The sequence below is a fragment of the Endozoicomonas montiporae CL-33 genome (genome assembly GCF_001583435.1).
GTDB lineage: Bacteria > Pseudomonadota > Gammaproteobacteria > Pseudomonadales > Endozoicomonadaceae > Endozoicomonas_A > Endozoicomonas_A montiporae.
In genome coordinates this window covers 1,287,387-1,300,829 of sequence record NZ_CP013251.1, presented here as the reverse complement: position 1 = coordinate 1,300,829, position 13,443 = coordinate 1,287,387, and the positions used below count along the sequence as shown (strand labels likewise).

9 protein-coding genes are annotated in these 13,443 nt (G+C 49.0%); 8 read left to right on the top strand and 1 reads right to left on the bottom strand.

What is annotated here, in order from left to right:
* Positions 1-228: 228 nt before the first annotated feature.
* The 7 genes from EZMO1_RS05690 to malQ all read left to right on the top strand — a co-directional run bounded on the left by EZMO1_RS05690 (position 229) and on the right by malQ (position 10,163).
* A complete protein-coding gene (locus EZMO1_RS05690) occupies positions 229-1,074 on the top strand; it encodes an alpha/beta hydrolase (RefSeq protein ID WP_051789792.1) in 846 nt (281 codons plus the stop codon).
* A gap of 77 nt (positions 1,075-1,151) precedes the next feature.
* Positions 1,152-2,213, top strand: a complete 1,062-nt coding sequence (locus EZMO1_RS05685; protein WP_082211919.1) for a MalM family protein — start codon at positions 1,152-1,154, stop codon at positions 2,211-2,213.
* Positions 2,214-2,900: 687 nt separating this feature from the next.
* On the top strand, positions 2,901-4,136 hold the full coding sequence (malE, locus tag EZMO1_RS05680) for a maltose/maltodextrin ABC transporter substrate-binding protein MalE (RefSeq protein ID WP_236631997.1): 1,236 nt from the start codon (positions 2,901-2,903) through the stop codon (positions 4,134-4,136).
* Between the two features lie 163 nt (positions 4,137-4,299).
* Positions 4,300-5,841, top strand: coding sequence for a maltose ABC transporter permease MalF (gene malF, locus EZMO1_RS05675; protein ID WP_034874845.1), 1,542 nt, complete (start codon positions 4,300-4,302; stop codon positions 5,839-5,841).
* 48 nt (positions 5,842-5,889) lie between these two features.
* Positions 5,890-6,777 (top strand): maltose ABC transporter permease MalG, encoded by an 888-nt coding sequence (gene malG, locus EZMO1_RS05670; RefSeq protein ID WP_034874847.1) that lies wholly within the window; start codon positions 5,890-5,892, stop codon positions 6,775-6,777.
* A 38-nt stretch (positions 6,778-6,815) separates the two neighbouring features.
* Positions 6,816-7,949: an ABC transporter ATP-binding protein gene (locus tag EZMO1_RS05665; RefSeq protein ID WP_034874849.1), complete on the top strand. Its 1,134-nt coding sequence runs from the start codon at positions 6,816-6,818 to the stop codon at positions 7,947-7,949.
* Positions 7,950-7,961: 12 nt separating this feature from the next.
* Positions 7,962-10,163: a 4-alpha-glucanotransferase gene (gene malQ, locus EZMO1_RS05660; RefSeq protein ID WP_034874851.1), complete on the top strand. Its 2,202-nt coding sequence runs from the start codon at positions 7,962-7,964 to the stop codon at positions 10,161-10,163.
* Positions 10,164-10,204: 41 nt separating this feature from the next.
* Here malQ and EZMO1_RS05655 read toward each other — a convergent pair whose 3' ends face one another.
* Positions 10,205-11,392, bottom strand: a complete 1,188-nt coding sequence (locus tag EZMO1_RS05655; RefSeq protein WP_034874853.1) for a MalM family protein — start codon at positions 11,390-11,392, stop codon at positions 10,205-10,207.
* Between the two features lie 543 nt (positions 11,393-11,935).
* Between EZMO1_RS05655 and lamB the strand changes: the two genes are divergently transcribed.
* Entirely contained in the window at positions 11,936-13,417 is a 1,482-nt protein-coding gene (lamB, locus tag EZMO1_RS05650; RefSeq protein ID WP_051789793.1) for a maltoporin, read from the top strand.
* The last annotated feature ends 26 nt before the right edge of the window (positions 13,418-13,443 follow it).

The window sequence follows — 13,443 nt, the reverse complement described above, 5'->3', positions numbered from 1 at the left end:
AAAGCCTATACCAAGCTGCGTGTCCATTTTTTAGAATTCGATCATACTGGCAACTGTAATCGTTTACAGAACCACCAGCCACCCGTTTTCAATTAGAATAGAGTCATAACTTTCCTTCGCTGTTTCTGGTCGGACAGTTATTCGTTTCATTTAATATCCTTATGGTCAGCAGCTTGCTTACTCTGTCCCCACAACAGGTGCTGCTGACTCTCTTTTTCCAGAAAGATCATGGATTACGATAAAGCCCGCCTTAAAATCATTCTCGATTTGAACCAGTCTCCTTTGCAGCGTGAAGGTCTGGTCAGAGTGTATTTGCCTGTTGGCTATGATCAGTCAAACGACACTTACCCTGTTCTTTACATGCATGATGGTCAAAACCTTTTTTATCCGGGATCCGATATTTCAGGTGCCAGCTGGCAGGCCGGTGATCAACTGGATCAATTGCAGATAGCAGGAGTCACCACAGGCATTATTCTGGTTGCCATTGACTGCTCTGTTGAAAACGAAGGGCTTGGACGTATGAGTGAATATTCACCATGGCCCAGTGCTCCACCGGCAGAACTGGCTAACTGGAACAGTAAAAAGTTGGGTATGGGCGGAAAGGGGGACCTCTATGTGGACTGGTTGACCCGGAGTCTGAAACCATTAATCGACCAGAACTTCAGGACCCAACCAGAGCGGGACACCACACTGATTGGGGGTAGTTCGATGGGTGCCGTCATCAGTCTTTATGCGGCTTTGAAATACCCGGATAGTTTCAGTAAAGTCGGTGTCATGTCTCCAGCCTTCTGGTTTGCCGAACAACCAATCAGACAATTTATTGACCAGACAGGTTTCAGAGAACGTCTTTCCATCTATATAGATATCGGCACTGCGGAAACCAGCGATTCAACAGTATCCTGTTTTCCTGATGTTTATCTCAAAGGTGCCCGTTCACTCCACCAGCAATTATCCCAAAAAGCCTTCATAAAACGACTTTGCCTGAACATCGATCAGGGCGGCCTGCACTCAGAAACAGCATGGGCCGGAAGGTTCCCCGATATGCTCTGCTGGTTACTCGATGCGAATCTGTAATCGTTTACAGAAATAAAACGACTATGGCTATTCAAAATCATGGGTAGAATCGGGCTATTGCTGTTTCGGAGTAACCCATGAAACGTCTATCAACACTGGTATTAGTGGCTGCCCTTGCAGGGTGTGCCAGCACAGGGCAGGAGCCGGTTGCCGATGTGCCAGCCATTACAACAACCGTTTCATCACTGGCGGACATCACCTATGTTCCGATAAAAGTCTATAACCAGACCATTGCCATTGAACGCCCTATCAATAGCACCACTGAAGTGCTGCAACTGAATGAAAAAAATTCACCGGTTGCTGGCTGGAAACTGCCCGATTATGGCGTTTACCAGTTTAAAGTGGAAAGCCTGATTACACGTCGAGGGTTTGGTACCCGGGCAGAAGCGTTTACACCGGAAATATGGTTGCTCGACAGCGACTTCAAACCTCTGCAGAAACTGCCTGCCAGCCGCTTGAAATACGACGAACAAAGTATGCTGACAAGGGAAAACCTGTCTACTGAATTTGTTCTGGATAATCGCACCAGCAGCGGCAAGCAACCAGCCTACCTTTTGGCTCTGACAACCGAAGAAGCACGTCAGGTCAGCCTGAAAGTGGCCAACTTTGACGAAGAGTATGCCCGAATCCGCGCCCGGACCGCACCTCCTACCGGTGACATTTATACCGAAGCGGTTGCAGACGGTACCCTGCGTCTGCAAATCACACCGCTGTTGTCCCAGCCAGCGCGGGAAACCAGAATTACCCCACCTCCAAGACCGGACTATGTGCCTTCGACTCCGGACATCGTCCAAAAAGATAAAGCTTCAAATGTGTCCGAAACCATTAATCAGGATTACCTCGACGCAGTACAGTCTGCTCTTGACGGAAAAGACATCAATCAGGCTCTCAGTCTGAGGTCAGCCATCCGGCAGCTGCATATCACACTGCAACAACAGTTCTCAGCCAGCTATGATGTCGATAAGTCCAGCCTGAAACCACCTGCTTCACTGCCGGAAAACGCCGCCATTGAAGCGTCAATCAGCTATTACTATCAGCAACAGATCATTCTTGCTCTGAAACAGGACAATCCTCAGGCAGCTCTGGCCTGGATTGATCAGGTGGACCAGCTGGCATGGGAAGTTGACCAGCTCTTTTGACTGGTATGCATTGATGACTCCAAATCGTAGGTTGGGACGAGCGGAACGCGACCTCCCAACACGGTGACTCTATACACAGTTCGAAATCAAGACAGTTATCAAGAATGTACTTGTCAAAAGACTCACCGTGTTGGGAGTCACTTCGTTCGTCCCAACCTACTGCACTATGAGCCTGTCGGACTTACCACTGACCTACTGCGAAAAAGCCGGATTTGGCCATTTTTGACGATCCTTTTCGTTGAATAGCTCGCTATTCGCCTCAAATGATCGTCAAAACTGTCTCAAACCGGTCTTTTTCTCGCTACGGTCGGCTAAGTCCGACAGGCTCCTATATTCTCAGAACTCTCAGAATTCTCAGAGATGCATAGGCTGAATCAGCGCTATTAGAGTTAAGACTTAAAAGCAATAAAAAAATAAACGACTATAGTTTTATAATAATAAGCATTCCGCAAAAGTCATAAAAACAAATTTTCCAGCCGATATCCCAGTACTTTTCCTACAAGAAACTATATTTGTAAGGCGTTTATAACAGTCCTGATCAAAGCTCCTGTTAATTCTGTTTCCGGGTCAGCAGCCTGAATCACAGGCACTATGTTTCGTGATGCTTCTCTGTTTTGTTCAAACTGCTGACCACGGCCTCAGAGGTGATACAGGATAAAGGGCGCATATTGTCTGGAGTCTTGACAGATGATCAAACAGCTTGCCAACACAATGACCAAAACGTTCACCCGTCAGGTGGCTGCAACCACCCTTGCTACGGCAGCGGTGACAGTCACCATGACAATGGGGGCATCCACGGCGCTGGCATTCAGCGATGATGAACTGGTTCTGTGGGTCGGTGGTGATAAGGCATACAACGGTATTCGTGAAATCGGCAAAGTGTTTGAAGACGATACCGGCATAAAGGTGAAAGTAGAAATTCCTGAAAACCTCACTGACCGATTCCAGCAGGCAGCCGCTTCCGGCAGCGGCCCTGACATTCTGTTCTGGGCCCATGACCGCTTTGGCGAATGGGCACAAAGCGGCCTGCTGGCTCCGGTGAAACCTTCTGCGCCTTTTAAACGGGAAGTGGTTGATATGGGCTGGGAAGCCGTCACCGTGGACAAAAAAATCTATGGTTACCCGATTTCACTGGAAGCCATCAGCCTTATCTACAACAAAAAAATACTGCCCGAGCCCCCCAAAGCCTACGAAGACATGTTTGCCCTGGATGCCAAACTGAAAAAAGCCAACAAAGGCATGAACACCATTATGTGGGATCAGGTGCAGCCGTATTTCACCATGCCCATGCTGGCTGCCGATGGCGGCTATGTCTTTAAGAAAACAGCCACCGGCTATGATGTCAAAAACACTGGCGTCAACAACAAGGGGGCTATGGCCGGTGCGAAAATGCTGACCGAACTGATTGATAAAAGTGTATTGCCCAGAGGGGTCGATTACGGCGTGATGGAATCCACCTTTAATAAAGGCAAAAGCGCCATGATGATTTCCGGCCCGTGGGCATGGGCAAACCTTGAAAGCAGCGGTATTGACTATGGTGTTGCTGCACTGCCAAGTGTCAATGGCCAGCGTTCCAAAGCCTTTGTAGGCGTCTGGAGTGCTGCATTGAACAATGCCAGCCCTAACAAGGCACTGTCCAAGGAATTTCTGGAAAACTACCTGTTAATCGACGACGGCCTTCGTACGATGAATAAAGACATTCCCCTGGGTGCCGTTGCCAACAAAACCTACATGAAAGAACTGCAAAAAGACCCTCGTATCAGCGCGACTTACGACAATGCCATCAACGGACTGTTAATGCCTAATGTGCCTGAAATGGGCAAGTTCTGGTCTGCTATGGAAGCGGCATTAAGAAACATCACCAGCGGGCGCCAGGGATATAAAGAAGCTCTGAATGACGCAGCAAAGCGCATTGTTGACTAATCTGGACATTTAATCTTTTTGCCTGCGCTAACTTTTTGCCTGCGCTAAGAGCAGGCTTGTAATTATAAGTCTACTGTCGTTGCCCTGAATAAGTTTCCTTTCATGAATGACAGGTCATTCATTCCAGAGCAACGACATCCACACGTTCAGGAGGCTTTCCATTATGGAGGCTATCAGTACTGCCGGACAAAGACCCGGTAACCCTGGCAGGTGGGTCGCATTGGGGCTGATAGCCTTTATAGACCTGATCCTGCTGTACGGCGTCACCATGATGTACGCCAGCGGTGAAATAGCTTTTGCCTTGCTGGTGTTGTTGATTGTCACCACCGGCACCTGGGTTTTTATCAGCAACAAGGGTTACTCTTATCGCTACGTATACCCAGCGCTGCTTGGGGTGTCTGTTTTTATCGTTTTTCCCCTGCTTTACACCGTCAATGTCGCTTTTACCAATTACAGCTCCAGCAATCTGTTGCCACTGGAACGAGTAAAAGCCATTCATATGGCAAAAACCTACAGAACCCCGGGTGAGTCATACAGCTTTAAAGCTTACGAAAAGGATGGTCACTACCAGCTACTGTTTATCAGTAATAAAGATAGCGACAAGCATCTGGTCAGCGCTCCTTTCGGGGAACTGACAGAACCGGGTGAAATCACTACGCGACTGTCGTCCGAACTGCCTGATGGCAACGAACTGGCTTTCCGGGACACCATTCGTATTCGTCATATACTGAAGATGTTGAAGATCGTTTTGCCTGACGGCAACACGCTGTCAATGACCAGCCTGAGAGAGTTTGGCCCACAGGCAAAAATATACGACGAAGGACCTAATGACAGTCTGATAGACCGGCGTAACGGCGATATACTCACGCCCGATATGACCACCGGATATTACGTGGATAATACCGGAGAACAGATTGGTCCCGGCTTTACCGTGTTTAATGGCTGGGACAATTTTGTCAAAGTCGTATCCGACCCCGGTATTCAGGGGCCGTTTATGCAAATCTTTACCTGGACCCTGACGTTCTCGGCTCTCAGTGTGCTGTTCACCCTGATTATCGGCCTGCTGATGGCCTGTCTGGTGCAGTGGGAGCCACTCAAGGGTAATGGTGTTTACCGTCTGTTACTGATACTGCCTTATGCAGTACCCGCTTTTATCTCGATTCTGATTTTCCGTGGCTTGTTTAACCAGAATTTTGGCGAGATCAATATGTTGCTGAACATGCTCTTTGGTGTACAGCCAGAGTGGTTCAGTAATGGTTTCCTGGCAAAAACAATGGTGCTGATCGTCAACACGTGGCTGGGTTACCCGTACATGATGATCCTCTGTATCGGGCTACTGAAGTCTATTCCTGACGATCTCTATGAAGCTTCAGCCATTGACGGGGCAACCCCCTTACAGAACCTGTTCAAGATCACCATTCCCCTGATTATCAAACCGTTGATTCCCCTGTTGATTGCCAGCTTTGCTTTCAACTTCAACAATCTGGTTCTGATTGCCCTGTTAACCGACGGTGCGCCTAATATTATTGGTGCGACAACGCCTGCCGGAGCAACCGACTTGCTGGTCAGCTACACCTTCCGTATCGCCTTTGGTCAGTATGGACAGGATTATGGTCTGGCATCCGCCATTGCCACCTTTATTTTCCTGATGGTCGGTGTCATCGCCTGGCTCAATCTCAAAGCCACAAAACGGTTCACTGAATAAAGGTTTTCTGAATAAAACTTCCCGCAATTAAGAATGTAGGTAGTCAATATGATTGTTCAACCAAGAAACCTGAAGTACCGGGTCTGGGCAGCCAGAATATTTATGATTCTGTTTTTATGCCTGATTATGTTTCCGTTTCTGATGATTATTTCGGTGTCATTGCGTTCCGGTAACTTTGCCACTGGCGACCTGGTCCCCACGAATCCAAGCCTTGAGCACTGGTATCTGGCGTTCGGCATTCCCTGGGAAAATGCTGACGGCTCGGTGATACAACCACCTTTTCCTGTCATGCTCTGGCTATGGAACTCTATCAAGGTGTCGTTTGTTTCCACCATCCTGATTCTCCTGCTGTCAACCACGGGCGCTTATGCTTTTGCGCGACTGCGCTTCAAGTTCAAGGAGCATATGCTGACGGCCATGATGATTCTGCAGATGTTTCCGGCGGTGTTGGCACTGGTCGCGATTTACTCGCTGTTTGACAAGCTGGGCAACTATATCCCCTGGTTGGGACTGGACAGTCTGGGATCAGTCACTGTCGCCTACCTTGGTGGGCTGGCGTTGCATATCTGGTTGATCAAAGGGTATTTTGAAACCATCGACCAATCTCTGGAAGAAGCCGCCGCTATTGATGGTGCCACGCCCTGGCAGGCTTTCCGATACGTACTACTGCCCTTGTCAGTCCCTATTCTCGCGGTCGTTTTTATTCTCGCCTTTATTACCAGCGTTGCCGAGTATCCCGTGGCATCAGTACTCCTGCAAAGTATGGATAACCTGACCCTGGCCGTTGGTTCCAGACAATACCTGAACCCACAGAATTACCTCTGGGGCGACTTTGCAGCGGCGGCGGTGTTGTCCGGTTTGCCAATATCCATCATCTTCCTGCTCTGCCAGCGCTGGATTGTAGGAGGTCTGACAGCAGGCGGTGTGAAAGGTTAACCAGAACAGCGAACAATGACCGGATAGCGGAAACAGACATGGCAGAAGTAAAACTTGTTAATATTTCCAAGAGCTATGACCAGGGTAAAAACTGGGTCATCAAAGACGTCAACCTCAACATACCCAATGGGCAGTTTGTCGCATTTGTGGGGCCTTCAGGTTGCGGCAAATCCACCCTCCTCAGAATGGTCTGCGGGCTGGAAGAGATCAGTTCCGGTGAAATGTTTATTGCCGGAGAGCGTGTCAATGATATGCCGCCCAATGAACGCCGGGTAGGAATGGTGTTCCAGTCGTACGCACTCTACCCGCATATGAGTGTTATCGAAAACATGGCCTTTGGCCTGAAGCTGGCAAAGGCCGACAAGGCTCTGGTCAACGAACGTGTTCAGGAAGCCGCCCGGATTCTGCAGCTTGAAGCCCTGCTCGACAGAAAGCCAAAAGCCATGTCCGGCGGTCAACGACAAAGGGTGGCTATTGGTCGCTCGATTGTGCAGCATCCCAGGGTTTTTCTGTTTGATGAACCCCTGTCTAACCTCGATGTAGCGCTCAGGGTACAGATGCGGCAGGAGTTATCACGGCTTCATACCCGGCTGAAAACCACCTCGATTTACGTGACCCACGATCAGGTAGAGGCCATGACACTGGCTGACCAGATTGTTGTGCTCAGTCCTCTCCAGCCCGGCGCAAAAACAAACCTTGAACAGGTTGGCAAACCCCTCGAACTCTACCACTACCCCGCCAACATGTTTGTTGCCGGCTTTATCGGCTCACCGAAAATGAACTTTTTTGATGGATTCATCGAAAAAATTGATAAGGAAGAAACCATCGTCAAACTCACCACAGGAGAAGTTCTGAGAGCCAATGCCAATACGGAACGGGCAAAGGCGGGAGACCGTGTCGTGCTGGGCATTCGGCCGGAAGATGCTCTGGCAGAAACTGACGAAGGCAATGCCGTAGAGGGCAAGGTAGAAGCCCTTGAACGTCTGGGAGCCGAATCATTTATTTACATGAGCCATGATACAATTCGAGAACACTTCATCGTCCGCGTTGAAGATTCCCGCCACAGGGCAGAAGGAACAAAAATGAAGATTGAGCTTCCTGTGCAACTTTGTCATCTATTTGATGCGGATGGCAAAGCCTTCCGTCGTACTCGGGCTCCAGAAGTCGATTAGGAAGGAGTAGACATGACTAATTCAACCTCGCTCGATCAGCAATTGATTGAGCAGCTGGCCGCTCTGAGTGGTGTTTCCGGTGACTATGAAGACTGGGCAGGGCGACCTGTCAGCGTACCAACAGACCTGAAAATTCCTATTCTGCAGGCAATGGGTTTTGACCTCAGCAGTAATGACAGTACCAGAGCTTCCATTGAACACTATCAACAACAGCAGTGGGAGCATCTGGTGGCTCCGGTGAACGTTGTTCATCAGGGGCAACCCTACTGCATTGATATGTATGTGCCCCAGAGCCGTCTGGGCAATTCTTTCAAGGGTGAATTCGAACTGGAAAGCGGTCGCCGTCGTTCAATTTCAGTCAAGGCTGACGCTCTGGAAGTACTCGACCGGAAATCGTTTCCAGACAAAGATCTGGTCAAACTGTCTCTGGAGCTGCCGGAAGATCTGCCAACCGGGTACCACCGGCTAACGTTAAAAAACCGTAATCTTGAAGCCATCAGCCTGATTATCGTTGCCCCTGCCACCTGTTATGAACCAGAATCATTGGAACAGGGTCATAAAATCTGGGGGGCTGCCATACAGCTTTACACCCTGCGCACTGACCATGACTGGGGTATGGGTGACTTCAGCAGTCTGAAATTACTGGCTGAGAAACTCGCCAGTCAGGGTGCTGATATTGTCGGCCTGAACCCTATCCATGCGCTGTATCCTGCTAACCCTTTACACACCAGTCCATACAGCCCTTCCAGCCGGAATTTCATTAATCCTCTGTATCTGGATATCACGGCCATTCCCGAATTTAACGATTCGGTAGAGACGCAGGCACTGGTGAACAGTTCAGAATTCAAACAAACCATTGCCGCTGCCCGAAAAGCCGAATATGTGGATTATGAGCAGGTGGCTTCACTGAAGTTCAAAGCTCTGGAACAATTGTTTAAAGAGTTTCAGCAGACGCATATCAAGACAGCTTCCCCAAGGGGCAAGGCTTTCCTGAACTTTTGCGACATTCGTGGTGCCAGCCTTGAACGCCATGCGGCTTATGAAGCCCTGTTTGCGCGCTTTAGGCAGCTGGATATCATGAGCTGGGGCTGGCCTTGCTGGCCTGAGGAATACCAGACACCAGACTCCGATGCCGTTAAAACTTTTATTAGTCAAAACAGCGATGCCATCGATTATTACAAATACCTGCAATGGCTGTCCGAAATCCAGCTGGCCGAAGCCCAGAAAGCAGCTCTTGATGCCGGTATGGCTGTCGGCATTTACCGTGATCTGGCTGTTGGTGTTGATCGGGGCGGCGCTGATGTCTGGAGTAATCGCTCCATCTACTGTCTTGATGCCAGCGTTGGCGCGCCACCCGATGGCGTAGCTCCACAGGGACAGAACTGGGGACTGCCGCCGTTTAATCCGGTGACTCTGAAACAACACCACTACGCACCTTTTATCGAAATGGTCCGATCCAATATGAGCCACTGTGGTGCGCTTCGGATTGACCATGTGATGGGGCTGTTACGCCTGTGGTGGTGTCCGAATGGCAAAACAGCCGACTTTGGTGCTTACACCTATTACCCTCTGAATGATCTGCTCGGCATCATCAAACTGGAAAGCCAGCGTCGTGAATGCCTGGTATTCGGTGAAGACCTGGGAACGGTACCACCGGAAATTGAAGCCAGTCTGCCACCCGCCAGATGCTACTCGAACGAAGTCGTCCTGTTCTCCTGTGAAGGTGATCGCTTCATGTCGCCGGGAGAGTTCAAACCCATGGCTCTGACCTGTATTTCCAATCACGATATCCCCACACTGAAAGCATGGTGGAATTGTCTTGATCTGGATTTACGACAGGAGCTGGGCATATACGACGCTGAAAAGACCGAAGCAGAGAAGCAGGCCAGACATCAGGATAAAATGGCACTGATTCATACCCTGATTGATATTAACGAACGTCCCTGGGGCATGAATCCGGATGATATTTCGACCCTGGGTTATTCCAGAGATGTGATGGAAAAACTGCACTACTACCTTGCCAAAACCACATCAAAAATAGTGGTGCTGCAACTGGAGGATGTTTTGCAGATTGACACTCCCGTCAACGTTCCCGGCACCAGTTCGGAGTATCCCAACTGGCGGCGAAAACTGACAGATACACTGGAAAACCTGTTTGCAGATGACAGCAATCAGGCTCTGTTCAGTAATCTCTGTAACATCCGTAAAGCCTGATGCATGCAGGAGGGGAGCTCTCCCCTCCTCTTCAATTATTTTTACTTATCAAACAAATGATCAACATCCAACTGTAACTGCTTCACTTCATCCAGTAATTTCAGTGCTGCCGAACCTTTGCCCTGTTTCAGATAATGATTCATGCGTTCTTTATACAAATCTACCGCTTTATCAGCAAAACTGTCTGTAGTGCCTGCATGAACGTTTTGAATAGCAGTCTTTGGTTTTCCGTAATTATTGAGGAAATAATATTCTGCGCGGGCAGTCACCGATTTTAATTCGCTGCGCTGATCCAGTGCTGCAGAAATATTGCCCTGATCCAGCGCATTTTTAACGCTATTCATGTAATGGCTGCGTATTGCCTGAGTCTGTTTATCCAGTACATCGCTCTCTGCACTGGCTGGTTGATGCACTGCATGATGAGTAGCTGCCACAGGCACAACTGCCGGGCTGACCGCCACCAATCCATCGCTTTTCATGGTAATCATCAGATGTCCGGTATTGCCATGCCGGGCTACCGGATCAGGAATGGGTGGTGGCACCACGCCTCGCACCTTGGCGTACTCTTTTTCTTCGTTAATTAATGTTGTCGTGCCTTTACGAAGGGAGTCCGTCGTATAAATCAGCATACAGGCGGGTTTGTCGGCAACCGAAGCCCGGTTGTCCACTGTAAAAGAAGTGCCAACCCCTTCTTCACTGGTAAAGCCCGGTTTTTTATAACCAACATGCGCCGGGTTTACCTTGCTGATCAATACATTGTGGCGGTCAAGCAGGGCAACCTCCGGATAAAATAGTTCGTTACTATCCGGTCCGGCAGCACTGAGGCCAGAGTGACGAATGACATAGCTGTCTATTGTTATTTTGTGCACACCCTGTTCAGGAATCTGGTAAGCCAGTACCGGCGTCAGGCCGGATGGCTGCTTAAGCCGGGCAGTGTACTGGTTAATCACAACTCTGGCCTTGTCTTTACCCGGAGCCAGTACCAATGGTTGGCAGGTAATGTCTGCAATGGACTGAAACGTCTTACCCTGATTGGCATCGGGTATCCCTTCCATCTGTTCGTCAGACTGAAAGGTGGAACATCCGTAGGCGGTTGCGATCAGAGCCAGCAACATTCCTTTGGCGACAGGCCACCGGCTGGGCTCTCGACTGAAATCTCGACTGAAGTGCTGCCTGTCGTTTATTGGCACCCAACATTTCATCTTATGCAAACAAAATACCGGTTTCATAATGACACCCCTGTTAAGTAACAAAAATGCAACGCTTCCTGACCCTGTCCTCATTTTCACGTTCAGGGTAAAGCCGCACTCTTCACTCATGGCTGGTTGAATCCATAAACAATAGAGCACAGATGATCAATGTGGTGTGTTTAATGTTTGAAGCAGATAAAAACACAATGTTAAAAGACGAAACAAACATAAACAAAAAAAGACTTTTTAGTGGTTTGCTGTGTATTAAACCCTGAACTACTTTGGTATGAGGTGAGTCTTGTTATTCACCCAAAAAACAGAAAATGCCTTCACTATGGTTCTGGAATCTGCTGCAAAACTGCGAATTTATCATTCAGAGATGTCCATATTATTTAGAACATTCAACAGAAGTTTTTTTATGACCGACAACGGGTGTTGTTAATTTTCCCGACGTCTTTCTGTATTGCCTTAACTCTCTGTAGCGGTCTCTGTATAGCTTTAGCATGATAGCTTCAACATGATAGCTCCAACAGGTCAGATAGTTTCCGGATAGTTTTAACACGACACACAAGGTGTTATGTCATGACTCAGAAACCATCCCCGGTCACCAGTGCCCTGCGTTCCGCACTGTGTAGTCTGGGTGTCGTTTCCCTGGCTACGGTGTCAACGCCCACCGCTTTTGCAGAGACGATGGATGAAAAGTTTAGTTCCGCTGCGGAGCGAATGGATCTCACCTACTATGGCTATGCCCGTTCAGGCGTAGGCAGCTCTGCCAAAGGCGGCAAGCAGGCCTGCTTCCAGGCAGCGGGTGCCCCGGTTAAACACAGGCTGGGTAACGAATGCGAAACCTTCACGGATCAGGGGCTGCAGGCAACGCTAGCGACCGATAATGGTACCGTTTTTAAACTGAACACCCTGATTGCTTATAAAACCCAACAGCAGAACGAATGGGAACAACCCAGCAAGGACCCTAATGAGTTCGCGCTCAGGGAGCTGAACGTTTCTGCAGAAAATATCTTCCCGGCATTGCCCGGTGCGAAACTCTGGGCTGGCAAGAAATATTACCAGCGCCATGACGTACATCAGCTCGACTGGTACTACTGGAATGTCTCAGGACCAGGCGCAGGTATTGAAGATATAGACGTCGGTTTTGGCAAGTTTCATCTGGCCTGGATTCGGAATGAAACATCGGTTGTCAAAGGCACCACCATTACTGGCAACAAACTGAAATACGATGAAGAAAAAATTGCCACAAACATCATTGATTTGCGTTTAAGCGACCTCAAACTATCCGAACACTTCTCTCTGGAACTGGGTCTGGAATACGGTAAAGGATCTCCCGGCGATAAAATTGACAACAAGAAGTTCTTCGACCGCGACGGCTTTATGGGAACAGCACAGTTGACCTACGCCTTCCCGATGGGCGGCTTTAACAAGTTCGCTGTGCAATACGCCACCGACGCCATGACCGGCCCCGGCGTCGGTGAAGATGGCAGAACCTCACAAAACTCCAAATGGTTCAGTGGTAGCAAGATGGCCCGAGTGCTGAACTTTGGCCAGATTCCAATCATTGACCGCCTGGATGTGACTTATGTCATTGGTTGGACGCAGATGGATTACTCCAAAGATGCACAAAACCATATGAAAACACCCGACAAAATGGACTGGTTCACTGTGGGCATTCGTCCGCAATGGAAATGGAGTGAGCTGACCAGTACCGTTCTCGACTTTGGTTTTGACAAGGTTAAAAACGGTGCAGAGTTCAACATTGCCGGTAAATCAGCAGGGGCAACAACCAGTCCGACCAAGCAGTACGCAGACTCCAAATTGTATAAAGTCACTATTGCCCAACAGTTCCACCCACGCTTCGGTGCCTGGGTAAGACCAGTGATCAGAGTCTTTGCCACTTACGCCAACTGGGATGAATTGAAGTGCCCTGCGGGTGCATTAGAGTGCGACCCAAGCACTGCCGGACTGTCCGGAGATCGTAAACTGATCAAAGATAACTTTGGTAAGGCAACGGACGGCATGACCTTTGGTGTACAGATGGAAGCCTGGTGGTAAAACAATAATTAACATTATCTAATCAA

Excerpts from the sequence above, each read along its gene's own strand:
- EZMO1_RS05690 (WP_051789792.1), top strand. The coding sequence starts at position 229 with ATGGATTACGATAAAGCCCGCCTTAAAATCATTCTCGATTTGAACCAG.
- EZMO1_RS05685 (WP_082211919.1), top strand. The coding sequence starts at position 1,152 with ATGAAACGTCTATCAACACTGGTATTAGTGGCTGCCCTTGCAGGGTGT.
- malE (WP_236631997.1), top strand. The coding sequence starts at position 2,901 with ATGATCAAACAGCTTGCCAACACAATGACCAAAACGTTCACCCGTCAG.
- malF (WP_034874845.1), top strand. The coding sequence starts at position 4,300 with ATGGAGGCTATCAGTACTGCCGGACAAAGACCCGGTAACCCTGGCAGG.
- malG (WP_034874847.1), top strand. The coding sequence starts at position 5,890 with ATGATTGTTCAACCAAGAAACCTGAAGTACCGGGTCTGGGCAGCCAGA.
- EZMO1_RS05665 (WP_034874849.1), top strand. The coding sequence starts at position 6,816 with ATGGCAGAAGTAAAACTTGTTAATATTTCCAAGAGCTATGACCAGGGT.
- malQ (WP_034874851.1), top strand. The coding sequence starts at position 7,962 with ATGACTAATTCAACCTCGCTCGATCAGCAATTGATTGAGCAGCTGGCC.
- EZMO1_RS05655 (WP_034874853.1), bottom strand. The coding sequence starts at position 11,392 with ATGAAACCGGTATTTTGTTTGCATAAGATGAAATGTTGGGTGCCAATA.
- lamB (WP_051789793.1), top strand. The coding sequence starts at position 11,936 with ATGACTCAGAAACCATCCCCGGTCACCAGTGCCCTGCGTTCCGCACTG.